This window comes from Streptomyces argenteolus (assembly GCF_042902585.1).
GTDB classification, from domain to species: domain Bacteria; phylum Actinomycetota; class Actinomycetes; order Streptomycetales; family Streptomycetaceae; genus Streptomyces; species Streptomyces argenteolus.
In genome coordinates, this window is record NZ_JBIBEG010000001.1 from 420,434 (window position 1) to 443,035 (window position 22,602).

Consider the following 22,602-nt stretch of genomic DNA (forward strand, 5'->3'; position numbering starts at 1 on the left):
CCCCCGTCGCCGTACGGGTCCCGTCGCCGGGCCGCCCGTACGGCGATGTCGCGTTCAGGCGACGGCCGGGGCCGCGGGGCCGGTCTCCGTGGACGACGCGGTGACGGTCTCCGCCGGTCCGCTCGCCGAGTTGGAGGAGCCCGGCTCCGTCGTCGCCGTCTCCGTCGGGGTCGGCGACGGGGTGGGCGTGTCGGTGGGTGTCTCGGTCGGGGTCTCGGACTCGCTGGGTGTGGGGGGCTTCGTCGTCGGCCGCTTCGTGGGCGTGGGGCTGCCGGACGTGGGACGGCCGCTGGGGCCGTCGCTCGACGGGGTGCCCGTGCCCGGGCTCGCCGAGGAGGCGGACGCGCCCGGCGACGGGGAGCCGCTCGCGGACGGAGTGGCGGAACCCGAAGGGCGGGGGGACTGCGAGGTGCCGGGGGTGCCGACGCCGGACGCGCCCTCGCCGGCCGGCTCGTCCGCGGAGAGGCCGCTCTCGCTGTCGTCCTCGCTCGCCGACTGTTCGGTCGTGACGTTCCGGCCTTCCGGCTCCTCGTTCCCGGCCGTGGCTCCCAGGGTCACCACCGTGCCGAGGACCGCCGCCAGCAGGGCCCCCGCGCCGACCGCGACCACGTTGCGCCGAGCGCCGCGCAGGAGACCCATGCCGGCGCCCGGTGTACCGGCGGGGGACGGGACCTGACGGGCGATCAGAGTCGCGGACGTCTCGGTCTGCCGGGGGAAGAGGGGCATGGCCGCCGGTACGCCGCCGGGCGGCGACGCCGACTCGTCGTGCCGCGGTGCGGGCACCTCCTCGCCCGCCGGGGTGCTGAGCACCGGCTCGCCGGAGCGGTCGGCCACGAGCGCGAGGGCCCTGCGGCCCGCCACCGCGCCGGGCTTGTCGGCGAGGGCGCCGCGCATCCCGATGGAGGCCTCCAGTTCGGCCCTGGCCCGGTCCAGGTGACCGGAGCAGAGCGCGAGGACGCCCAGCTCGTGGTGGAAGTACGCCTCCTCCGCCACCTCGCCGGCGATCCGGGCGGCCTCCTGGCCGGCCCTGAGCGCCTTCTCCCAGGCCCCCCAGTGCAGGCCCGCCGCGAAGGCGGGGGCGGCGCTGCGGGCCAGCAGCACGGCCGCGCTGGCCTGGCCCGCCTGGTCACCGGGGACGAGGCGGGTCATCGCCGCGAGGAGGGCGTCCGCCTCGGCGACCGCCCGCTCCGGGGTGACGGAGGGGTGACCGGCCCACCAGGCGTAGTGCTGCGCGGCGCTGCGGGCGTGCGCGTCGGCGTCCTCGCCGTAGCCGCTCGCCTCCAGCTGGGCCAGGGCGCCGGCGGCCAGCCGGTAGCGGGAGCCCGCCGGGGAGAGCAGTCCGCTCCGGGACAGCTCGCCGAGCGCGGCATCGGCGTGGGTGTCGCCCACGAGGGCCGGCAGATGCGCCTGGTGCGGCACCTCGCCGCCGAGGGCGACGGCGAAGCGCAGGGTCTCGCGGGCGGCCTCGCTCAGCCGGGAGGCGAGCAGCGGGGCGGGCGCCGCGCCGTCACCGAGGCTGGGCAGCGGCACGTCCGCCGGCCGTGCGGTCCCGAAGGCGGGCGCGTCGTCCGGATCGTCCTCGTAGCCGTCGAGGCCGGCCTGGCCGGTGCGCAGCTCGTCGCGCTGGCGCAGCAGGGCGCCGGCCTGGACGAAGCGCAGGGGCAGTCCCTCGGACTCGAACCAGAGGTCTCCCGCCCAGTTCGCCTCCTCCTCCGTGAGGGGGCGTTCCACGACCTGTTCGAGGAGCTCGATCGAGGCGGCGCGGCCGAGTCCGGTGAGGAAGACCTCTTCCAGCGCCGAGTCGGCGGAGGGCGCGGGCACCTCGGCGGTCGCGCCGAAGAGGAACGCGCACTCGGGGGTCGCGTCGAGCAGTTCCTGGAGCGCGGCGCCGCCGAGCTCCAGGTCGTCGACGACGACGACGGCGCCGATGCCGTGGACGTGGGCGAGGAGCCCTTCGCGGTCGGGCCGGTACGACGGGGAGTGGTGCACGGCCTCGAAGAGCCCGTACAGCAGGTCCGTGACGGTGCGCTTGTAGCCGGACAGGCGGACGACCCCGTCGGGTGCCAGGTCCACGCAGTCGCCTGCGACGGCGTCCAGCAGGGCCGTGCGGCCGGAGCCGGCCGGGCCGGTGAGGCACACCGAGCGCCCCCGGGCGAGCAGCCGCACGAGGCGCTCACGCTCGTCCTGGCGCTCCAGGAGGGGGAGCTGGGCCGGGGGCGGCCCCGGGGGCACCGGAGGGGCGGCGGCACGCTCCCGGTCCGCACGCTGGACGGGGGTGTGCCGCACGGGCGGCTCGGGCCGCTCCCCGGGCCGGCAGGGCTCGATCTCGCTGCCGTCGACGGGATTGACGGTGAGCAGGAAGTCGCCCGATATCAGCCGCACCGTGCGGGACTGCTGGGGCGTCTGGTGCCCGAAGTCGGGTGTCAGGGGGTCACGGGACTGGCGCCGGCGCCCGGCGTCGTCAGCGGGCCGGTCGTTGCCGTGGCCCTGCTCTTCCGGTCCCCGGCTGATCGGGTCCATCGTCAAAGTCCCCCAGACGCGCAGCGCGCGGTTGCCCCCTCCGGCCTCGCACGCCCGTCGTCGCTCCCGGTCCGGTGTCCGCCAGCGGGTCCTTGTCTATCGGCAGACGGCCGAACCCTAAACCTTCGCACAGTATCTACGAACCAGTGGGGGGCCGCGCCGCCCACGACGTCACGTTCTCGTGAGGATTGTGCGTGTATCGCCCGGAGCGGGCCGGACACGGCCCTCCCCGGACCCCGGGGCCCCGTGCCGATCGGGCCCGGCGCGGGCCGCTCCGGGCCCTCAGACGCGGGGCAGGGAGTCCGCCGCGATTCCCCCCTCGATGGCCAGGATCCGGTGGAGTCTCGTCGCGACCAGGAGCCGCTGCATCTGCGGAGGAACTCCGCGCAGCACCAGCCTCCGGCCCGCCCGGCCGGCTCTGCGGTGCGCCCCCATGATGACGCCGAGTCCGGTGGCGTCCCACGAGTCCAGCTCGGTCAGGTTCAGCACGAGGTCGCCGGAACCGTCGTCGACCGCGGAGTGCAGAACCGTACGGGCGTCCGCCGCGCTGCGGACGTCGAGGCGGCCCCCGACGACCAGTTCGGCGTGGTCGCCCCTGATGTGCATATGCGCTCCCCGGAAGTACCCCGTAGCAAGGCCGGTCTGTCTGGTTTCTCTTTCTGTCTCTGCCACAACTGACTGCCGCAGCGACAGGGAAGTTGCCGTCTGTAAGCGAACCGATACCGAATTCACCCCGAGGAGTGAAGCAGGTCCGGTGGTACGCGTGGATCCGTGCGCCGCGCGGCGTAGGGATCCCGGTCCCCCGGGTCTGATTGACGGCGCATCAGACAGCCCGGGGGGCCGGTCGTGATCAGTAGGTGTAGAAGCCCTGCCCGCTCTTGCGCCCGATGTCACCTGCGTCGACCATCCGGCGCATCAGCTCGGGAGCGGCGAACTTCTCGTCCTGGGACTCGGTGTAGATGTTGCCCGTGGCGTGCAGGAGGATGTCGACACCGGTCATGTCGGCCGTGGCGAGGGGCCCCATGGCGTGACCGAAGCCCAGCTTGCACGCGGTGTCGATGTCCTCGGCCGAGGCGACGCCCGACTCGTACAGCTTGGCCGCCTCGACGACGAGAGCCGAGATCAGCCGGGTGGTGACGAAGCCCGCGACGTCACGGTTGACGACGATGCAGGTCTTGCCGACGGACTCGGCGAACTCCCTCGCGGTGGCCAGGGTTTCGTCGCTGGTCTTGTAGCCGCGCACCAGCTCGCACAGCTGCATCATCGGCACGGGCGAGAAGAAGTGCACGCCGACGACCCGCTCCGGGCGCTCCGTCACGGCCGCGATCTTGGTGATCGGGATGGCGGAGGTGTTGGAGGCGAGGACGGTGTCCTCCCGCACGACCTTGTCGAGCGTACGGAAGATCTCGTGCTTGACCTCCAGCTTCTCGAAGACGGCCTCGACGACGATGTCCGCGTCCGCGACGGCGTCCAGGTCGGTGGTCGTGGTGATGCGGGCGAGCGCGGCCTCGGCGTCGGCGGCGTCCAGCTTGCCCTTGGCCACGAACTTGCCGTAGCTGGCCTCGATACCGCCGCGCCCACGGGCCAGCGCCTCGTCGGTGACATCACGCAGCACCACGTCCCAGCCCGCCTGTGCGGAGACCTGCGCGATACCGGACCCCATGAGTCCGGCGCCGATGACGGCGAGCTTCCTGGCCACGTTTCGCACCCCTATGCATTCTCGGTCGTTCGCATGCTCTCCGGCGGAGATTAGTACCCGTGAGGGGCCCTGGGGCCGCGAAGAGATGCGCGTCACGTCTCACATGACGGACATCACACCGGCCCCCGTCACGGTGCGGCGCGCCGCGCGTAGCCGAGCACCTTCGCGCCGAGGAGATCCTCCATGTCGTCGAGCAGGACGAGGGCGTCGCGCGAGACCGCGTCCGGCCGCCGCCCCGCGACCATCTCGCGTCCGATGTACGCCATCAGGGTGCTGTGCACCCAGGCGAGCTGACCCGCCACCAGGACGGGGGTGAGGTCGTCGGCTCCGGCGCCGGACTCCTCCCGCAGGGTCTCCTCCAGACGGAGCTGGACCTCCTGCTGGATGTGCCAGAGGCGGGCCTTGAGACCGTCGGCTCCCTCGATGACCCGCATGAAGCGCTCGTACCCCTCCATGAGGCCGACGGCCGGCGAGACGCCCTCCACCTGGATCCGCAGCTCCCGCAGGACCGCCTCGGCCGCCGACTCGCCCTCGTCGCGGCCCCGGACGTAGCGCGACAGCCGGTCGACGATGCCGCTGCTCCGGTCGAGGAAGAGATCCTCCTTGGCCGGGAAGTAGTTGTACACCGTGTTCACCGAGACGTCGGCGGCCTGGGCGATCTCCGCGATCGTGACCGCGTCGAAGCCGCGTTCCAGGAAGAGTCCGGTCGCCACGTCCGAGAGCTGCTGCCTCGTCCGGCGCTTCTTCCGCTCCCTGAGCCCTTCAGCCATGGCCCCATCCTACGACTCCCCTGGGGTCCCTGAAATTTTGGGGCCATTGCAATTTTTGGGTCACTCTGTTTTTGTGGTCACCATGCCAATCATCAGCACGTCCGGGCTGGCCCGGACCTTCCGGACCAAGGCGGGACCGGTCCACGCGGTGCGCTCGGTCGACATGACGGTCATGCCCGGGGAGATCGTCGGCCTGCTGGGACCCAACGGTGCGGGCAAGAGCACCACGCTGCGGATGCTCACCACACTGCTCGCCCCCACGGGTGGAGCCGCCACGGTCGCCGGCTTCGATCTGACCGCCGATCCGGCGGGAGTCCGCGGGACGATCGGTTACGTCGCCCAGTCCGGCGGGGTCGATCCGCACGTCAGTGTGCGGGAGGAACTGGTCACCCAGGGGCGGCTGTACCGGCTGGGCAAGGCCGAGGCGGTCGGGCGCGCGGCCGAACTCGCCGCGGCCCTCGGCCTCACCGGCCTGCTCGACCGCCCGACCGCCGCCCTCTCCGGCGGGCAGCGCCGCCGTCTCGACCTCGCGATGGGTCTCACCCACCGCCCGGCCGTGCTCTTCCTCGACGAGCCCACCGCCGGACTCGATCCGCCGAGCCGCCAGGACCTGTGGGACCTGGTCCGGGGGCTGCGCGACGACTTCGGCACGACCGTCGTGCTCACCACCCATCACCTCGACGAGGCGGACACCCTCGCCGACCGGCTCGTCGTCATCGACGGCGGCCTGGTCGTCGCCGAGGGCGCACCGGCCGCGCTCAAGGCCGAGCACGCCGGCTCACCGGACGCCTCGCTCCACGACGCCTTCCTCGCGATCACCGGGCGCTCCCCGGCCACCGCCGGGGCCTCCCCCGTAGCCGTATAGGACCCCTCGATGCTTCTGCACGACACCTCACTGGTCTTCGGGCGCCACGTCCGCCAGACCCTGCGCTCCCGGTTCCAGATCTTCTTCGGGATCCTGATGCCGCTGCTGTACCTGATCTTCTTCGGCCCGCTGCTGACAGGTCTCCCCCTCGGCTCCCCGGGTGACTCCTGGCAGGTCCTGGTTCCCGGACTGTTGCTGCAACTGGCCCTCTTCGGAGCGTCGTTCGCGGGATTCTCGATCATCATCGAGCAGTCGACGGGGGTGGTCGAGCGCATGCGCGTGACCCCCGTGAGCCGCTTCGCGCTCCTGCTGGGACGGGTGCTGCGGGACACCCTGCTCTTCATGTTCCAGGCGGTGCTGCTGGTGCTCGCCGCCCTGGTCATGGGGCTGCGCGCACCGCTGCCCGGGGTCCTCGTCGGATTCGCCTTCGTCGGCCTGCTCACGGTCGCGCTGGCCTCGCTCTCCTACGCCCTGGCCATGAAGGTGCGTACGCCGCAGGAGTTCGGGCCGGTGATCAACGCGCTCACCATGCCGGCCATGCTGCTCTCCGGGCTGATGCTCCCGATGACGCTCGGCCCCGCGTGGCTGGACGTCCTGTCGCACCTCACACCGTTCCGGTACCTCGTGGACGCGGTGCGGGACGCGTACGTCGGCCGGTACGCCACGGCGCACATGCTCCACGGGGCGCTGGTCGCGCTCGCCTTCGCCCTCCTGGCCATGACGGCCGGCACGCGTGTCTTCCGCAGGGCCGGAGCGTGACCAGGGCCTTTCCGGCGGCCGGGCTCGCGTGCACCGGCCCCCGCTCCCTGCTCCGGCCCGGCCCGAACCCCTACGCTGACCCCATGGTCAATCTGACGCGCATCTACACCCGTACCGGCGACAAGGGCACCACCGCCCTCGGCGACATGAGCCGGACCGCCAAGACCGATCTGCGGATCTCGGCCTACGCCGACGCCAACGAGGCCAACGCCGTCATCGGCACGGCCGTCGCACTCGGGAACCTTCCCGAGGCCGTCGTGAAGGTCCTCGTCCGTGTGCAGAACGACCTGTTCGACGTGGGCGCGGACCTGTCCACCCCGGTGGTGGAGGACCCGAAGTACCCGCCGCTGCGCGTGGAGCAGTCCTACGTCGACAAGCTGGAGGCGGACTGCGACACCTTCCTGGAGGAGCTGGAGAAGCTCCGCAGCTTCATCCTTCCGGGTGGCACGCCCGGGGCGGCGCTGCTGCATCAGGCCTGCACGGTCGTCCGCCGTGCGGAGCGGTCGACCTGGGCGGCGCTCGAGGTCCACGGGGACACGATGAACGCCCTGACGGCGACGTATCTCAACCGCCTCTCCGACCTGCTGTTCATCCTCGCCAGGACGGCGAACAAGGAGGTCGGCGACGTGCTGTGGGTGCCGGGCGGCGACCGCTGATCAGCGCTCCGCCCCCGCCCGGTCCTTCGGCTCCCGCTTGGGGAAGAGCGTGTAACTCCCGGCGATGACCAGGTTGATCCCGATCACCCAGAGCATCGTCCGCTGCCACATCCGCAGCGACTCGGTGTCGCCGTCGCCGCCCACGTACCAGGCCGCGGCCTGGAGCAGCACGGCCGCCGTCAGCGCCGCCACGATCCAGCGGGCCGCGGTGCGCCACTCGTGGGCGGCCCGCGCCCTCCCGTACCTCGGGGGCTTCGGGGGCGGCGGGCCGCCCGCGAAGCGGTGGGCGACCCTGGCGTCGGCCCACAGGACGGTGGAGTGGCCGAGCCCCACGGTGAAGCCGATGTAGACGGCGGCGAGGCCGTGCTTCCAGTCCGGCTCCGCGCCGTTCTTCAGGTCGACGGCCGTCACCACGAGCAGGACGACCTCCAGCAGGGGTTCGCACAACAGCACGGCCGCGCCCGCCCGGGGTTTCCCGGCGACGTACCGCAGTCCGAGTCCGGCTGCCAGCAGCACCCAGAAGCCGACCTCGCAGAGCACGATGAGTGTGACGATCACGGCCCTTCCCCTTCCCTCCTCTCCAGGCTCCCTTCCGGAGGGCGCCGGATCGTCGTCAGCAGTGACGAGACGTGACTGCATCCTTCGATGTAGCCGCACCTCCCTCCCCGTCCCGACGTCCGGCGGCCCGCCACCCTGTTGGATGGGAGGGTGTTCTCCCTTGCGCGCCCGCACCGCGACGACGTCCTCCTCGCGGTCACCGGGCTGGCCGGCGGCGTCTTCCTGTGGCTGGTCGGCCTCCACATCCAGAACGGCCGGCTCTTCGACGCCCCTTGGGTCTCCCTGCTGCCGCTCGTGGTGATGTCGGCCCTGGAGCTGCTCCGGCGCAGCGCCCCGCTGACCGCGCTGGCGATCGGCTCGGTCGCGCTGGTGGCCGACCAGTTCACCGTGGGCAGCCTGGCGACCCTGCTGCTCTTCACCGACCTGGTCTACGCCGCGGTGCTCTACGGCCGGCCTGCGGCCTCGCGCCGCATCCCGGTGATCGCACTGCTCGTCACGGTCGCCGTGACGGCCGGGTTCATCGCCCTGGTGCCGTCGGCGGACGCCCTGCTCCTCGGCATCCTCACCGGCATGGTCTCCTTCGGGCCCGCCCTGACCGGTGCCGCCGTGCGCAATCACCGCGACGCCGCCGAGGCGGCCAGGCTGCGCGCCGACCAGACCGCGCTGCTGGCCGAGATGGACCGGGTGCAGGCGGTGACGGCCGAACGGGCGCGCATGGCCCGGGAGCTGCACGACATTGTCGCCAACCACCTGTCCGCGATCGCCATCCACTCCACCGCCGCTCTCTCCATCGACGATCCGGGCACCTCCCGCGACGCCCTCGGGGTGATCCGGCAGAACAGCGTCGACGGGCTGGCCGAGATGCGGCGGCTCATCGGGCTGCTGAGGGAGAACGGCGCGGCCGGGCCACCGAGCGTGGCGCCGACCCTCGCCTCGCTCGACACCCTCGTGGAACAGGCCGGCGCCAACTCCGCCTCCAGCGGTCTCACCGTCACCCTGGACGACGCCCGCGAGGAGGCGGGACCACTGCCCGCGCCCGTGGAACTGGCGGCGTACCGCATCGTCCAGGAGTCGCTGACGAACGCGCTGAAGCACGCGGCCCCCGGTCCGGTGACCGTACGGTTGCGCAGGTCGCGCGAGGTGCTGGCCGTGGAGGTGAGCAGCGTGTCGGGGGAACGGCCGGGTCCGCGCGCCCCGGGCTCGGGTGCCGGTCTGGTGGGGATGCGCGAACGGGTCGCGCTGCTGGGCGGGACGATCGAGGCGGGGCCTCGTCGCCGCGGGGACGGTACGGAGATCTGGCTGGTCCGGGCTGAACTGCCCGTCGAGGAGAGGGCGTAGGGGACATGACGATCCGGGTGGTGGTCGCGGAGGACCAGGCGGCCGTGCGCGCGGGACTGGTGCTGATCCTGGGCAGCGCCCAGGACATCGAGGTGGTGGGCGAGGCGGGCGACGGCGAGACGGCGGTGCGCCTGGCCCGTGAACTCCGGCCGGATCTGGTGCTCATGGACGTGCAGATGCCGAGGCTCGACGGGGTGTCCGCGACGCGGCAGGTGGTGGCGGAGCGGCTGGCGGACGTGCTGGTGCTGACGACCTTCGACCTGGACGAGTACGTCTTCGGCGCGCTGCGCGCGGGGGCGTCGGGCTTCCTGCTGAAGAACACCGACGCCCGGGACCTGCTCGACGCGGTACGCACCGTGGCTCGCGGGGAGGGCATGATCGCCCCGGCCGTGACCCGGCGCCTGATCGCGGAGTTCGCCGGTTCCCCCTCCGCGCGCGAACCGGCGCCCCACACCGCGGAGGCTCTCGGCACGCTGACGCGCCGGGAACGCGAGGTGCTGGGCTGCCTCGGCGAGGGGATGAGCAACGCCGAGATCGCGGAGCGGCTCTCCATGGCCGAGGCGACGGTGAAGACGCACGTCAGCAGGCTGCTGGGGAAGCTGGAGCTACGCAGCCGGGTGCAAGCGGCGGTGCTCGCTCAGGAGTTGGGCCTCTGACCCGTGCCGGGATCTTTGGTCTGGACCTCTTGACGATTGGTCCAGACCTTCCTAATCTCACCGAACACGCTGCGGTGAGTACGCCATGACAAAAGCGGCTCAGGGCGACGCAGGGTCTGCAGGTTACGGATCATCCCCGTTTGCCGGACCTCACCCGAGGAGCACCGTTGAGCACTGACAACCCCGTACGCCGGTCCCGACTCAGATGGAGACGTGAAGCCGGCACAGCCACCAGGTCCAAGGCGGTCGCGGGTCTCACCGCGCTGCTGCTGCCGCTCGCCGCGATGGTCGGCCTGGCCTCTCCCGCCGAGGCCGCCACCTCCGCCACCGCGACGTACGTCAAGAAGTCCGACTGGGGCACCGGCTTCGAGGGCCAGTGGACCGTCAAGAACACCGGCACCACCGCGCTCTCCTCCTGGACGATCGAGTGGGACTTCCCCTCCGGCACCGCGGTCGGCTCCGCCTGGGACGCCTCCGTGACGGGCTCCGGGACCCACTGGACCGCCAAGAACCTCAGCTGGAACGGCTCGGTCGCCCCGGGCGCCAGCGTCTCCTTCGGCTTCAACGGCACCGGCACCGGCTCCCCCACCGGCTGCAAGCTGAACGGCGCCTCCTGTGACGGCGGCCCCACCGTCCCCGGCGACAGCGCCCCGTCGAAGCCCGGCACCCCCACCGCGAGCAACGTGACGGACACCTCGGCGAAGCTCAGCTGGAGCGCCGCCACGGACGACAAGGGCATCAAGAACTACGACGTCCTGCGGGACGGCGCCAAGGTCGCGACGGTCACCACGACGACGTACACCGACACCGGCCTCACCAAGGGCACCGACTACTCGTACACGGTGCAGGCCCGTGACACCGCCGACCAGACCGGTCCGGTCAGCGCCTCGGTCGCGGTCCGCACCACCGGCACCACCGACCCGGGAACCCCCGGCACCGGCGACAAGGTCAACCTCGGTTACTTCACCGAGTGGGGCGTCTACGGGCGCAACTACCACGTGAAGAACCTCGTGACCTCCGGCTCCGCCGCGAAGATCACGCACATCAACTACGCGTTCGGCAACGTCCAGGGCGGCAAGTGCACCATCGGTGACGCCTACGCCGACTACGACAAGGCCTACACCGCCGACCAGTCGGTCGACGGCGTCGCCGACACCTGGGACCAGCCGCTGCGCGGCAACTTCAACCAGCTGCGCAAGCTCAAGGCGAAGTACCCGCACATCAAGGTGATCTGGTCGTTCGGCGGCTGGACCTGGTCCGGCGGCTTCGGTGCCGCGGCGCAGAACCCGGCCGCGTTCGCCCAGTCCTGCTACGACCTGGTGGAGGACCCCCGCTGGGCCGATGTCTTCGACGGCATCGACATCGACTGGGAGTACCCCAACGCCTGTGGCCTCACCTGTGACACCAGCGGCCCCGCCGCGCTCAAGAACCTCTCGTCCGCCCTGCGGACGAAGTTCGGCTCCAGCAACCTGGTCACCGCCGCGATCACCGCGGACGGCTCGGCGGGCGGCAAGATCGACGCGGCCGACTACGCGGGCGCCTCGGCGTACTTCGACTGGTACAACGTCATGACGTACGACTTCTTCGGCGCCTGGGAGGCCAAGGGCCCGACGGCCCCGCACTCCCCGCTGACCTCGTACAGCGGCGTTCCGCAGGAGGGCTTCAACAGCGCGGCGGCGATCGCCAAGCTGAAGGCGCAGGGCGTCCCGGCGAAGAAGCTGCTGCTCGGCATCGGCTTCTACGGGCGCGGCTGGACCGGAGTCACCCAGGCGGCACCGGGCGGCACGGCGACCGGCGCGGCGCAGGGGACGTACGAGGCGGGCATCGAGGACTACAAGGTCCTGAAGAACAGCTGCCCCGCCACCGGCACGATCGCCGGCACCGCTTACGCGCACTGCGGCACCAACTGGTGGAGCTACGACACCCCGGCGACGATCGCGTCCAAGATGGCCTGGGCGAACACCCAGGGTCTGGGCGGGGCGTTCTTCTGGGAGTTCAGCGGTGACACCGCGAACGGTGAGCTCGTGAGCGCGATGGACAGCGGCCTCAACTAGCACCTCCAGTCGGTCGCACCCCCGAAAAGCGCCGGGGAGACAGGTCCGCCCCCTGTCTCCCCGGCTTTCGCGTGCGCGAGGGCTCGCCGGTCTTCGCGTACGCAGGGACTCGCGGTCTTCCGTGCGCAGCGACGCGCGGCCATTCCTGTCCTCGGCAGCGCGCGGCTTTCCCGGGCTCGGCCCCTCGCGGCTGAGCCGTGCTCAGCGGCTCGCGGTTCTCCGTGCCCAGGGCGTGCGCCAGGCCCGGCCGTCCGGATCCCCTGGTCGCGGGCCACTCGGGATCTTCCCGGGCCTGCGGGCCCGGACCCTCCCGGGCCCGATCCCCGGGACTCCTCGCCGCCGGGTGCCGGGCTCCCCCGGTCCTCCAGGACACTCCGCGCCGACGGAAAAGGGTCTCTCCCCGGACGGAATCCGGGGAGAGACCCTTTCTACGCAACCACCTCGGCACCGCCCGGGGTCACCCCACCCGGCGAGAGCCCCTCTAGGCCACGTTGACCCGCTGGCCGGGCGGTGCCGCCTCCAGCCAGGCGAGGAAGCCGGTCAGGGCGTCCTCGCTCATCGCCAGCTCCAGGCGCGTCCCCCGGTGGAGACAGCCGAGCACGACGGAGTCGGACAGGAGCGCGAGCTCCTCCTCGCCCTCGGGCAGCCGGCGCGCGACCACCTCGATGGCGGAGCGCTCCAGGCCACGGCGCGGCCGGGGCGAGTAGGAGAACACCCGGAACCAGTCCACGCGGTCACCGCTGTAGCGGGCCACCCCGTACACCCAGCCCTTGCCGGACTGATCCGGTTCCTCCGACACGTCCCAGCGCAGGCTGCAGTCGAAGGTGCCGCCCGAACGCTGGATGAGCCGCCTGCGGAGGCCGAAGACGAACAGCCCCACCGCGACCAGCACGACGACCAGGCCGCCCACCCACAAAGCGAGGACCATCTCCACCGACCTCCTCGCATCGTCGAGTAACGGATACCGAACCGAGCCGAAACGCACTGCACCTGCATCGCCTCAGCCGCGACACGGTCTGGATCTCTCCAGCACGGGCCGCGGCTGAGTCAGAAACTCCTGGTGGGGACGCTCAGTGCGCCGCCACCGCACGCAGTCGCACATCGGCGCGCCGCTCGGCGGCGGCGTCCGTGTCCGACTTCGCGCGCTCCAGCGCACGCTCGGCGCGCTGGACGTCGATCTCGTCGGCAAGCTCGGCGATCTCCGCCAGCAACGAGAGCTTGTTGTCCGCGAACGAGATGAAACCGCCGTGCACAGCGGCGACAACAGTCCCGCCGTCGCTCGTACGGATCGTCACGGGGCCCGATTCCAGCACACCCAGGAGCGGCTGGTGACCGGGCATGACGCCGATGTCGCCGGACGTGGTACGTGCGACAACGAGGGTGGCCTCGCCGGACCAGACACTGCGGTCCGCGGCGACCAGCTCGACATGCAGCTCAGCAGCCAAGGGTGGCTCCTCGGGTCACCACCCGGCGGTCGTGCCGGGTGTCGGTTCAATTCTACGGGGCGTGGTGAGGGGGGCGGGACACACCCACCCCCCTCGGTGAGCCGGTGGCTCAGGAGACGCCGAGCTCCTTGGCCTTCGCCTTCAGGTCGTCGATGCCACCGCACATGAAGAACGCCTGCTCGGGGAAGTGGTCGTACTCCCCGTCACAGATCGCGTTGAACGCGGCGATCGACTCGTCGAGCGGGACGTCCGAACCGTCCAGGCCGGTGAACTGCTTGGCGGCGTGGGTGTTCTGCGACAGGAAGCGCTCGACGCGACGGGCGCGGTGGACGACGAGCTTGTCCTCTTCGCCCAGCTCGTCGATACCGAGGATCGCGATGATGTCCTGGAGGTCCTTGTACTTCTGCAGGATCCCCTTGACGCGGCTGGCCGCGTCGTAGTGGTCCTGCGCGATGTAGCGCGGGTCCAGGATGCGGGACGTGGAGTCCAGCGGGTCCACGGCCGGGTAGATGCCCTTCTCCGAGATCGGACGGGAGAGAACCGTCGTCGCGTCGAGGTGGGCGAACGTGGTGGCCGGGGCCGGGTCGGTCAGGTCGTCCGCGGGGACGTAGATCGCCTGCATCGAGGTGATCGAGTGACCACGCGTCGAGGTGATGCGCTCCTGGAGCACACCCATCTCGTCGGCGAGGGTCGGCTGGTAACCCACTGCGGACGGCATGCGGCCGAGCAGCGTGGAGACCTCGGAACCGGCCTGCGTGAAGCGGAAGATGTTGTCGATGAAGAGCAGCACGTCCTGCTTCTGCACATCGCGGAAGTACTCCGCCATGGTCAGGGCGGACAGCGCGACCCGCAGACGGGTGCCCGGCGGCTCGTCCATCTGGCCGAAGACCAGCGCGGTCTTGTCCAGGACGCCCGACTCGGTCATCTCGTCGATGAGGTCGTTGCCCTCACGGGTGCGCTCACCGACACCGGCGAACACCGACACACCCTCGTGCAGCTTCGCCACACGCATGATCATTTCCTGGATGAGGACCGTCTTGCCGACGCCCGCACCACCGAACAGACCGATCTTGCCGCCCTTGACGTACGGGGTCAGCAGGTCGACGACCTTCAGGCCGGTCTCGAACATCTCGGTCTTGGACTCGAGCTGGTCGAAGGCCGGGGCCTTGCGGTGGATCGGCCAGCGCTCGGTGATCTGAGCCTCGGCCTCCGGCTCGTTCAGGATCCTGCCGAGGGTGTTGAACACCTTGCCCTTGGTGATGTCACCGACGGGGACGGTGATGCCCGCGCCCGTGTCGGTCACCGGGGCCTGGCGGACCAGGCCGTCGGTGGGCTGCATCGAGATCGCGCGGACCAGGCCGTCACCCAGGTGCTGGGCGACTTCCAGGGTCAGCGTCTTACGAGCGCCGGCCTCGGCCGGGTCGTCGACCTCGACGTGGAGGGCGTTGTAGATCTCCGGCATCGCGTCGACGGGGAACTCCACGTCGACGACCGGGCCGATGACCCGGGCGACGCGGCCCGTGGCAGCGGCCGTCTCAACTGTCGTCGTCATTACTTGTCACTCCCCGCGGACGCGTCGGCCAGCGCACCTGCACCGCCGACGATCTCGCTGATTTCCTGGGTGATTTCGGCCTGGCGGGCCGCGTTGGCAAGCCGGGAGAGGCTCTTGATCAGGTCCCCGGCGTTGTCGGTCGCCGACTTCATCGCACGACGGCGGGCGGCGTGCTCGGAAGCGGCGGCCTGCAGCAGTGCGTTGTAGATGCGGCTCTCGACGTAGCGCGGCAGAAGGGCGTCGAGGACGTCCTCAGCCGACGGCTCGAACTCGAACAGCGGAAGGATCTCGCCCTTCTCGGTGCTCGCCTCCTCGCCCTTGTCGAGCGACAGCGGCAGCATCCGGCCGTCGACCGCGTTCTGCGTCATCATCGACACGAATTCCGTGAAGACGATGTGCAGCTCGTCGACGCCGCCCTCGGCCGTGTCCTTCTGGATGGCCTCGATGAGGGGCTCGGCGATCTTCTTGGCATCCGAGTACTCGGGGCTGTCGGTGAAGCCGGTCCACGACTCCGAGACCTTGCGCTCACGGAAGCCGTAGTACGCGACGCCCTTGCGGCCGACGATGTACGTGTCGACCTCCTTGCCCTCGGCCGCCAGCCGCTCACGCAGCCGCTCCGCCGCCTTGATGGCGTTGGAGGAGTAGCCGCCGGCCAGACCGCGGTCGCTCGTGAGGAGCAGGACCGCCGCCCGGGCCGGGGCCTCGGCCTCGGTGGTGAGGGGATGCTTGGTGTTCGAGCCGGTCGCGACCGCGGTCACCGCACGGGTGAGTTCGGTCGCGTACGGCATCGACGCCGCCACCTTGCGCTGCGCCTTGACGATGCGCGAGGCGGCGATCATCTCCATCGCCTTGGTGATCTTCTTGGTCGCGGTGACGGCTTGGATGCGGCGCTTGTAAACGCGAAGCTGAGCGCCCATCGATCAGCCCTCGCCCAGGAGCTTGCCGTCCGAGGTCTCGAACTGCTGCTTGAAGGAGGCGATCGCGTCGGCGATCGACTGCAGCGTGTCGTCGGACATCTTGCCGCCCTCGGCGATGCTGGTCAGCAGGTCCTTGCGCTCGCGGCGCAGGAACTCGAGCAGCTCGGTCTCGAAGCGGCGGATGTCCTCGACCGGGACGTCGTCCATCTTGCCCGTGGTGCCGGCCCAGACGGAGACGACCTGCTCCTCCATCGGGAACGGCGCGTACTGGGGCTGCTTCAGCAGCTCGACCATGCGCTTACCGCGCTCCAGCGACGCCTTGGAGGCCGCGTCCAGGTCGGAACCGAAGGCGGCGAACGCCTCCAGCTCTCGGTACTGGGCGAGGTCCACGCGGAGGCGGCCGGACACCTGCTTCATGGCCTTGTGCTGGGCGGAGCCACCGACTCGGGAGACCGAGATACCGACGTTGAGCGCCGGACGCTGACCCGCGTTGAACAGGTCGGACTCCAGGAAGCACTGGCCGTCGGTGATGGAGATGACGTTGGTCGGGATGAACGCCGACACGTCGTTCGCCTTGGTCTCGACGATCGGGAGACCCGTCATCGAACCGGCGCCCATCTCGTCGGAGAGCTTGGCGCAGCGCTCCAGGAGACGCGAGTGCAGGTAGAAGACGTCGCCCGGGTAGGCCTCGCGGCCCGGCGGACGGCGCAGCAGAAGCGACACGGCGCGGTAGGCGTCGGCCTGCTTCGAGAGGTCGTCGAAGATGATGAGGACGTGCTTGCCGTCGTACATCCAGTGCTGGCCGATGGCCGAACCGGTGTACGGCGCCAGGTACTTGAAGCCGGCCGGGTCGGACGCCGGGGCGGCGACGATGGTCGTGTACTCGAGCGCGCCGGCCTCTTCGAGGGCACCGCGCACGGAGGCGATGGTGGAGCCCTTCTGACCGATGGCGACGTAGATGCAGCGCACCTGCTTGTTCACGTCGCCCGAGCGCCAGTTGTCGCGCTGGTTGATGATCGTGTCGACGGCCAGAGCGGTCTTACCCGTCTGACGGTCGCCGATGATCAGCTGACGCTGGCCGCGGCCGATCGGCACCATGGCGTCGACGGCCTTGTAGCCGGTCTGCATCGGCTCGTGCACCGACTTACGGACCATGACGCCAGGCGCCTGCAGCTCGAGGGCGCGACGGCCTTCGGTCGCGATCTCGCCGAGACCGTCGATCGGGTTGCCGAGCGGGTCGACGACGCGGCCGAGGTAGCCCTCGCCGACGCCGACGGAGAGCACCTCACCGGTGCGCTGCACCGGCTGGCCCTCCTCGATACCGCTGAACTCGCCGAGGACGATCGCACCGATCTCGCGCTCCTCGAGGTTGAGGGCGAGACCGAGGGTGCCGTCCTCGAACTTCAGCAGCTCGTTCGCCATGGCGGAGGGCAGGCCCTCCACCTTCGCGATGCCGTCGCCGGCAACGCTGACCGTCCCGACCTCCTCGCGCGAGGCCGCGTCCGGCTGGTACGACTGGACAAAGTTATCCAGTGCGTCCCGGATCTCCTCCGGCCGGATCGTAAGCTCCGCCATCTGGGGTTCCCTGCTCTCCTTGTTGGGCCCGAAGTTTCTCAAAGGGGTCTGGGGGCGACCCCCAGGAATCTTCTGCAATTTCTGCACGGCCCAACCGGGCCGCTGTTCTTGCTCGTTCAGTTGGTGCTGTGGCGCTGCGCGCTGTCAGCCGGCCATCCTGCGGGTGACCTCTTCGAGGCGCTCCGCGATCGTGCCGTTGATGACCTCGTCACCGACGCGCACCGAGATCCCGCCGAGGACCTCGGGGTCCACGTCCAGGTTCAGGTGCATCTGCCGGCCGTAGATCTTCGCCAGGGCGGCGCCGAGGCGCTGCTTCTGGCGATCGGACAGCGGCACCGCCGAGGTGACGACGGCGACCATGCGGTCCCGGCGCTCCGCGGCGAGCCTGGACAGGGAGTCGAGTCCCGCTTCCAGGCTACGTCCTCGGGGCTGCGTCACGAGGCGCGTGACCACGCGCTCGGTGACGGGCTGGGCCTTGCCACCGAGCAGGCTGCGCAGCAGCTCGCTCTTGGCGGAGACCGTGGCCGACTTGCTGGTCAGGGCGGACCGCAGTGCCACGTCGGAGGAGACGATCCGGCCGAACCGGAACAGCTCGTCCTCGACGTCGTCGAGCACACCCGCGCGCTGGGCCGCGGTGAGGTCCGCGGTGTTCGCCAGCTCCTCGACCGCGTCGACCAGGTCACGCGATTGCGACCAGCGCGAACGGACCATGCCGGAGACCAGGTCCACGGCTTCGCCGCCCACCTGACCGCGCAGCAGCCGTCCGGCCAGCTCGGCCTTGGCCTCGCCGCCCTGCGACGGGTCGGTGAGGACCCGGCGCAGCGATACCTCGCGGTGGAGCAGCGCGGTGACGGCTGCCAGCTCCTCGGCGAGCTTCGCCGCGTCGACCGACGTCGAGTCGGTCAGTGCGTCGAGGCGCTCGCGTGCGGCGGCCAGCGCCTCGCGACTCGCTCCGTTCATCGGACGGCCTCGGCCTTCGCCTCGAGCTCGTCGAGGAACCGGTCGACGGTGCCGCTCTGCCGGGCGTGGTCCTCGAGGGACTCACCGACGAGCTTGCCGGCCAGGGCGGTGGCGAGGCTGCCCACGTCCTGGCGCAGCGCGGACGCCGCTGCCTTGCGGTCGGCCTCGATCTGGGCGTGGCCGGCCGCGATGATCTCCTCGCGCTGCCGCTGACCCTCCGCCCTCATCTCCTGGATGATGACGGCACCCTGCTCCTGAGCCTCCTGGCGCAGGCGGGCGGCCTCGTGGCGGGCCTCGGCGAGCTGAGCCTTGTACTGCTCAAGCACGCTCTGGGCCTCGGTCTGGGCCGCATCGGCCTTCTCGATACCGCCTTCGATGGCCTCGCGGCGCTCTTCCAGAACCTTGTTGATGTTCGGGAGGAGCTTCTTGGCGAGGAAACCGAAGACGATGGCGAAGGCGATGAGGCCGATGACGATCTCAGGCACCGCGGGAAGCAGCGGGTTCTGGATCTCTTCTTCGGACGCCAGCAGTAGGGCGTTCACATCAATGCCTTTCGTCGCTTCGGGCAGTGGGAATGCCGCGAATTAGTCGACCGGGTAGACGAAGGGCATGACGAGACCGATCAGGGCGAGCGCCTCACAGAGCACGAAGCCGAGGATCTGGTTCGAGCGGATCAGGCCGGCGGCCTCGGGCTGACGGGCCAGGGCCTGGGTGCCGTTACCGAAGATGATGCCGACGCCGACGCCGGGGCCGATCGCGGCGAGGCCGTAGCCGATGGAACCGAGGTTGCCCGTGATGTTGACGGCGGCGAGGGTCTCAAGAGCGGACATGCCGTTTCTTCCTTCTCTTTCAGAACCGGTGGGGGTTGGCCACCGGACGACTATCGGGGGTGGAGCTGGCTGCTCAGTGGTGCTCGGCGAGAGCGCCCTGAATGTAGTTGCAGGCCAGAAGGACGAACACATAGGCCTGCAGCGCCTGGATGAACAGCTCGAAGGCGGTCATCAGGATGGTCATCACGAACGACACACCGGCGTAGGCGATGCCGATGCCGTTCAGCAGGTACCAGCTGGCGATCGTGAAGATCAGCAGCAGCACGTGGCCGGCGAACATGTTGGCGAACAGTCGCACGGCGTGCGTGAAGGGCCGGATCAGCAGGTTCGACATGATCTCGATGATCATGACGAAGGGAAGAGCCGGGCCGATCGACGGGTCGTAGCCGGAGATGTTCTTCCAGCCGCCGACGAAGCCGTGCCGCTTGAAGGTCAGGCTGACCCAGAGGATGTACACGATCGCGGCCAGCGCCACCGGGAATCCGATGACCGAGACCACCGGGAACTGGGCGAAGGGAATGATCGCCCAGAGGTTCATGATCCAGATGAAGAAGAACAGCGAGACCATGAGGGGCACGTACTTCTGGCCCTCACGCTTGCCGAGCGTCTCGTAGACCACACCGGTGCGGATGAAGTCGTAACCCGCCTCGGCGACCATCTGGAGCTTTCCGGGCACGACCTTCGGCTTGCTGAAGGCCGCCCAGAAGAAGCCGACGACGACAACGGTGCTCAGGACCGCCAGCAGCATCGGCTTGTTGATCTCGATGCCGCCGACGGTGAACATCGGCTCGAAAACAAAGGAGTGCAGGCCAGGAGCCGGGAAGCCGCATCCGTCGAAGATGTGGCAGTCGGTCTCGAAGGCGAGCACCGTCGTCGGGTCAGCACTCACCGCGGGCTCCTTCAGCGTGGCGCATAGGTACGGCAACCTCGTTGTGTCGGCGCGGCAGGCAGCCGCTGGTCGGCACTGGACTGGTCTTACGGATGGGGGGCGGCTCAGGCATTACGCCTCGCGATGAAGCAGGCGCCGTTTTTGATGCCCGCGCCCGCAGTGCCGCAGTTGGCACCGGACGATAGCAGGGTCTCGAACGAGCGCTTATCCCGGCCCTACCCCTCACGTCGACGACCCCATGTTCTCGGGCTTCTTGCCCGCGGACGAGTCCGGCTCGACGTAGAGGATCTTGGCTTTCATGTGGACGCGGATCTGCGCCGCGACCCACGAGAGGGTCGCGACGATCACCGCGGCTGCGAAAGCCCTGGGATTGAACAGCGTCGTGTTCTTGAACGCGGCGACGAAGACGAACAGCAGCAGCAGTTCGGTCGTGTACAGCAGGAGCCCCATGGACTGGAACAGATGCGGCAGGGACTTCGCGGTGCGCTGCAGAACGGCGAGCCCGATCCCCATGAAGAGCATCACCACCAGCGTCCCGACGGTCGCGCCGACCGCTCCCTTGCCGCCGGCGAGCGCAGCACTGACGGCGACGGTGACGACACCGACGGCGGCAGTGGGCACGGCGGTGTGGAGGAGAGTCCGGACGTCGTTGGACGGCATGGCGGTTACTCCGCATTGCAGGGGGTGGGCAAAGGTCGTCAGGGACGAGCGTAGGCCCGGTCCGAGTCGATGTTTCGGGCCAATGGACCGTGCTACTCAGGTCCTTCGGCTTCCTCACCGGGCTTCGTGAACGGTATCACAAACTATTTGATGAGGTCTTTACTCAGAACGTGTGCCAGCTGTCACACATGAGGGCTACTCCGCGCGTGTGTGCAGAACATCACGACGCGCTGTCTGGTATTGGCACATCCGCCCAGCAGGATCAACGCGAGGAGTCGGCACGGTCCCGATCCGCGAAGCGCGAACGGGGGCCGATGGCTGTCGCTCCGTTGACGCCTGAGACGCCCACGGCGACGGGCGCCCGCTCCGGGGCCGGAGAGGCCATCTGCGAACCGTCCAGGCCGTGTTGCCCCTCCGGGGCCTCCTCCTCGCCCTCCCCGTGCCGCCGGCGCCGGTAACGCGGCGGCACGAAGGACTCGGCCCAGCGCGGGGCGCGCGGCGTGAAGCGCGGCATGAGCAGCAGGACCAGGCCCACGGCGCTGAGCCCCACGATCACCAGCACGATCCAGAGCGACGCGGAGTGCACGGAGTAGCCGACGGCACCGAACGCGATCAGCGCGGACCAGAAGTACATGATCAGGACCGACCTGCTGTGCGAGTGCCCGACCTCCAGCAGCCGGTGGTGCAGGTGCCCGCGGTCCGCGGCGAACGGCGACTGCCCGTTCCACGTACGCCGCACGATGGCCAGCACCAGGTCGGCCGCCGGGATCGCGATGATCGTCAGGGGCAGCAGCAGCGGGATGAAGACCGGGAGCATCGCGTGCGTCGCCCCGCGCTCGCCGCCCACGAAGATCCCCAGGCGGTCGGGGTCGACCTGCCCGGTGATCGAGATCGCGCCGGCGGCCAGCACCAGCCCGATGAGCATCGACCCCGAGTCACCCATGAAGATCCTCGCGGGGTGCATGTTGTGCGGCAGGAAGCCGAGGCACATGCCCATGAGGATCACGGCGAAGAGCGTGGCCGGCGCGGCTTCCTCGATCCCGTAGCCGTACCAGAGCCGGTAGGCGTAGATGAAGAACGCCGCGGAGGCGATGCAGACCATGCCGGCGGCCAGACCGTCCAGGCCGTCGACGAAGTTGACCGCGTTGATGGTGATCACGACCAGGGCGACCGTGAGCAGCGTGCCCTGCCACTGGGTGAGTGCGACCGTGCCGACACCGGGGATGGGCAGCCACAGGATCGTCAGACCCTGGATGACCATGACGGCGGCGGCGATCATCTGTCCGCCGAGCTTGATCAGCGCGTCGATCTCGAACTTGTCGTCCAGGACGCCGATCAGCCAGATCAGCGCGGCACCGGACAGCAGCGCGCGCGGCTCGTTCGAGAGCTGGAAGACACTCGTCAGGTTGAACAGATGGGCGGCGACGACCAGACCCGCGCACAGCCCGCCGAACATCGCGATGCCGCCGAGCCTCGGCGTCGGCTCGCGGTGCACGTCCCGCGCGCGGATGGCGGGCATCGCCCCGACCGCGATGGCGAACTTCCGCACCGGCCCGGTCAGCAGATAGGTCACTGCGGCCGTGGCACAGAGCGTCAGCAGGTAATCACGCACGGGCTGCCCCAGAAATCTAGCTGTTGACCGAGCCTCACACCGTCGACCGTACCGTGCGGGACGGCGAGGGCTCCTGCTGCGCCGGATCAGGGGAAGCGGACGACTCCCCCCGGCGGACCGAGGGGCGCGACACCCGTGGAACACACGCCCCCGATACCGGCGAAGGGACGTGTGGAGAGAGCATCAGCTCCGGCCACAGTGTAGATCGAACCCACAAACCTCAGGACACGCCCGCCGGATCCGCACGGACGTCCTCTACGACGAGGGAACGGCCGCGGGCGGTTCCG

At 70.2% G+C, this 22,602-nt stretch carries 22 protein-coding genes; 6 read left to right on the forward strand and 16 right to left on the reverse strand.

Going from position 1 to position 22,602, the window contains the following annotated elements:
• Positions 1-54: 54 nt before the first annotated feature.
• The 4 genes from ACFY8O_RS01815 to ACFY8O_RS01830 all read right to left on the reverse strand — a co-directional run bounded on the left by ACFY8O_RS01815 (position 55) and on the right by ACFY8O_RS01830 (position 4,989).
• A complete protein-coding gene (locus ACFY8O_RS01815) occupies positions 55-2,520 on the reverse strand; it encodes an ATP-binding protein (RefSeq protein WP_387897860.1) in 2,466 nt (821 codons plus the stop codon).
• 282 nt (positions 2,521-2,802) lie between these two features.
• Positions 2,803-3,126 (reverse strand): STAS domain-containing protein, encoded by a 324-nt coding sequence (locus ACFY8O_RS01820; RefSeq protein ID WP_145803121.1) that lies wholly within the window; start codon positions 3,124-3,126, stop codon positions 2,803-2,805.
• 244 nt (positions 3,127-3,370) lie between these two features.
• On the reverse strand, positions 3,371-4,219 hold the full coding sequence (locus ACFY8O_RS01825; protein WP_145803123.1) for a 3-hydroxyacyl-CoA dehydrogenase family protein: 849 nt from the start codon (positions 4,217-4,219) through the stop codon (positions 3,371-3,373).
• A 128-nt stretch (positions 4,220-4,347) separates the two neighbouring features.
• Positions 4,348-4,989, reverse strand: coding sequence for a TetR/AcrR family transcriptional regulator (locus tag ACFY8O_RS01830; RefSeq protein WP_387897865.1), 642 nt, complete (start codon positions 4,987-4,989; stop codon positions 4,348-4,350).
• A gap of 82 nt (positions 4,990-5,071) precedes the next feature.
• Between ACFY8O_RS01830 and ACFY8O_RS01835 the strand changes: the two genes are divergently transcribed.
• The 3 genes from ACFY8O_RS01835 to ACFY8O_RS01845 all read left to right on the forward strand — a co-directional run bounded on the left by ACFY8O_RS01835 (position 5,072) and on the right by ACFY8O_RS01845 (position 7,269).
• The gene (locus ACFY8O_RS01835) at positions 5,072-5,854 is read left to right on the forward strand and encodes an ABC transporter ATP-binding protein (protein WP_387897868.1); all 783 of its coding nucleotides are present in this window, start codon (positions 5,072-5,074) and stop codon (positions 5,852-5,854) included.
• A 9-nt stretch (positions 5,855-5,863) separates the two neighbouring features.
• Entirely contained in the window at positions 5,864-6,613 is a 750-nt protein-coding gene (locus ACFY8O_RS01840; RefSeq protein ID WP_387897871.1) for an ABC transporter permease, read from the forward strand.
• An 83-nt stretch (positions 6,614-6,696) separates the two neighbouring features.
• Positions 6,697-7,269: a cob(I)yrinic acid a,c-diamide adenosyltransferase gene (locus ACFY8O_RS01845; RefSeq protein ID WP_145803130.1), complete on the forward strand. Its 573-nt coding sequence runs from the start codon at positions 6,697-6,699 to the stop codon at positions 7,267-7,269.
• Here ACFY8O_RS01845 and ACFY8O_RS01850 read toward each other — a convergent pair whose 3' ends face one another.
• Complete coding sequence (locus tag ACFY8O_RS01850) at positions 7,270-7,827, reverse strand: hypothetical protein (RefSeq protein ID WP_145803132.1); 558 nt, start codon at positions 7,825-7,827, stop codon at positions 7,270-7,272.
• 150 nt (positions 7,828-7,977) lie between these two features.
• On the opposite strand from ACFY8O_RS01850, the gene ACFY8O_RS01855 reads away from it, so the two are divergent.
• From ACFY8O_RS01855 to ACFY8O_RS01865, 3 genes are all read left to right on the forward strand, one after another.
• Positions 7,978-9,165, forward strand: coding sequence for a sensor histidine kinase (locus tag ACFY8O_RS01855; RefSeq protein ID WP_387897876.1), 1,188 nt, complete (start codon positions 7,978-7,980; stop codon positions 9,163-9,165).
• A gap of 5 nt (positions 9,166-9,170) precedes the next feature.
• Positions 9,171-9,821 (forward strand): response regulator, encoded by a 651-nt coding sequence (locus ACFY8O_RS01860; protein WP_145803136.1) that lies wholly within the window; start codon positions 9,171-9,173, stop codon positions 9,819-9,821.
• 167 nt (positions 9,822-9,988) lie between these two features.
• A complete protein-coding gene (locus ACFY8O_RS01865; protein ID WP_145803138.1) occupies positions 9,989-11,875 on the forward strand; it encodes a glycosyl hydrolase family 18 protein in 1,887 nt (628 codons plus the stop codon).
• 481 nt (positions 11,876-12,356) lie between these two features.
• Here the strand turns inward: ACFY8O_RS01865 and ACFY8O_RS01870 are convergent, their stop codons facing one another.
• The 11 genes from ACFY8O_RS01870 to ACFY8O_RS01920 form a co-directional block, all read right to left on the reverse strand.
• Positions 12,357-12,803 (reverse strand): DUF2550 domain-containing protein, encoded by a 447-nt coding sequence (locus tag ACFY8O_RS01870; RefSeq protein WP_361573738.1) that lies wholly within the window; start codon positions 12,801-12,803, stop codon positions 12,357-12,359.
• A gap of 142 nt (positions 12,804-12,945) precedes the next feature.
• Positions 12,946-13,320 carry a F0F1 ATP synthase subunit epsilon gene (locus ACFY8O_RS01875; RefSeq protein ID WP_069170672.1) on the reverse strand — a complete coding sequence of 125 codons (375 nt, stop codon included), beginning with the start codon at positions 13,318-13,320 and terminating at the stop codon, positions 12,946-12,948.
• A gap of 109 nt (positions 13,321-13,429) precedes the next feature.
• Positions 13,430-14,872 (reverse strand): F0F1 ATP synthase subunit beta, encoded by a 1,443-nt coding sequence (gene atpD / locus ACFY8O_RS01880; protein WP_145803142.1) that lies wholly within the window; start codon positions 14,870-14,872, stop codon positions 13,430-13,432.
• Positions 14,872-15,789: a F0F1 ATP synthase subunit gamma gene (locus ACFY8O_RS01885; protein WP_145803144.1), complete on the reverse strand. Its 918-nt coding sequence runs from the start codon at positions 15,787-15,789 to the stop codon at positions 14,872-14,874. The genes atpD and ACFY8O_RS01885 overlap by 1 nt, the downstream gene beginning before the upstream one ends.
• A gap of 3 nt (positions 15,790-15,792) precedes the next feature.
• The gene (gene atpA, locus ACFY8O_RS01890; protein ID WP_145803146.1) at positions 15,793-17,364 is read right to left on the reverse strand and encodes a F0F1 ATP synthase subunit alpha; all 1,572 of its coding nucleotides are present in this window, start codon (positions 17,362-17,364) and stop codon (positions 15,793-15,795) included.
• 144 nt (positions 17,365-17,508) lie between these two features.
• Complete coding sequence (locus ACFY8O_RS01895) at positions 17,509-18,324, reverse strand: F0F1 ATP synthase subunit delta (RefSeq protein ID WP_145803148.1); 816 nt, start codon at positions 18,322-18,324, stop codon at positions 17,509-17,511.
• Positions 18,321-18,866: a F0F1 ATP synthase subunit B gene (locus tag ACFY8O_RS01900; protein ID WP_145803150.1), complete on the reverse strand. Its 546-nt coding sequence runs from the start codon at positions 18,864-18,866 to the stop codon at positions 18,321-18,323. The genes ACFY8O_RS01895 and ACFY8O_RS01900 overlap by 4 nt, the downstream gene beginning before the upstream one ends.
• A gap of 42 nt (positions 18,867-18,908) precedes the next feature.
• A complete protein-coding gene (gene atpE, locus ACFY8O_RS01905; RefSeq protein WP_014048348.1) occupies positions 18,909-19,154 on the reverse strand; it encodes an ATP synthase F0 subunit C in 246 nt (81 codons plus the stop codon).
• A 73-nt stretch (positions 19,155-19,227) separates the two neighbouring features.
• On the reverse strand, positions 19,228-20,043 hold the full coding sequence (gene atpB, locus ACFY8O_RS01910; protein WP_145803152.1) for a F0F1 ATP synthase subunit A: 816 nt from the start codon (positions 20,041-20,043) through the stop codon (positions 19,228-19,230).
• A 222-nt stretch (positions 20,044-20,265) separates the two neighbouring features.
• Positions 20,266-20,703, reverse strand: a complete 438-nt coding sequence (locus tag ACFY8O_RS01915) for a hypothetical protein (RefSeq protein WP_145803154.1) — start codon at positions 20,701-20,703, stop codon at positions 20,266-20,268.
• A gap of 262 nt (positions 20,704-20,965) precedes the next feature.
• Positions 20,966-22,327 (reverse strand): MraY family glycosyltransferase, encoded by a 1,362-nt coding sequence (locus ACFY8O_RS01920; RefSeq protein ID WP_387899519.1) that lies wholly within the window; start codon positions 22,325-22,327, stop codon positions 20,966-20,968.
• Between the last annotated feature and the right edge of the window lie 275 nt (positions 22,328-22,602).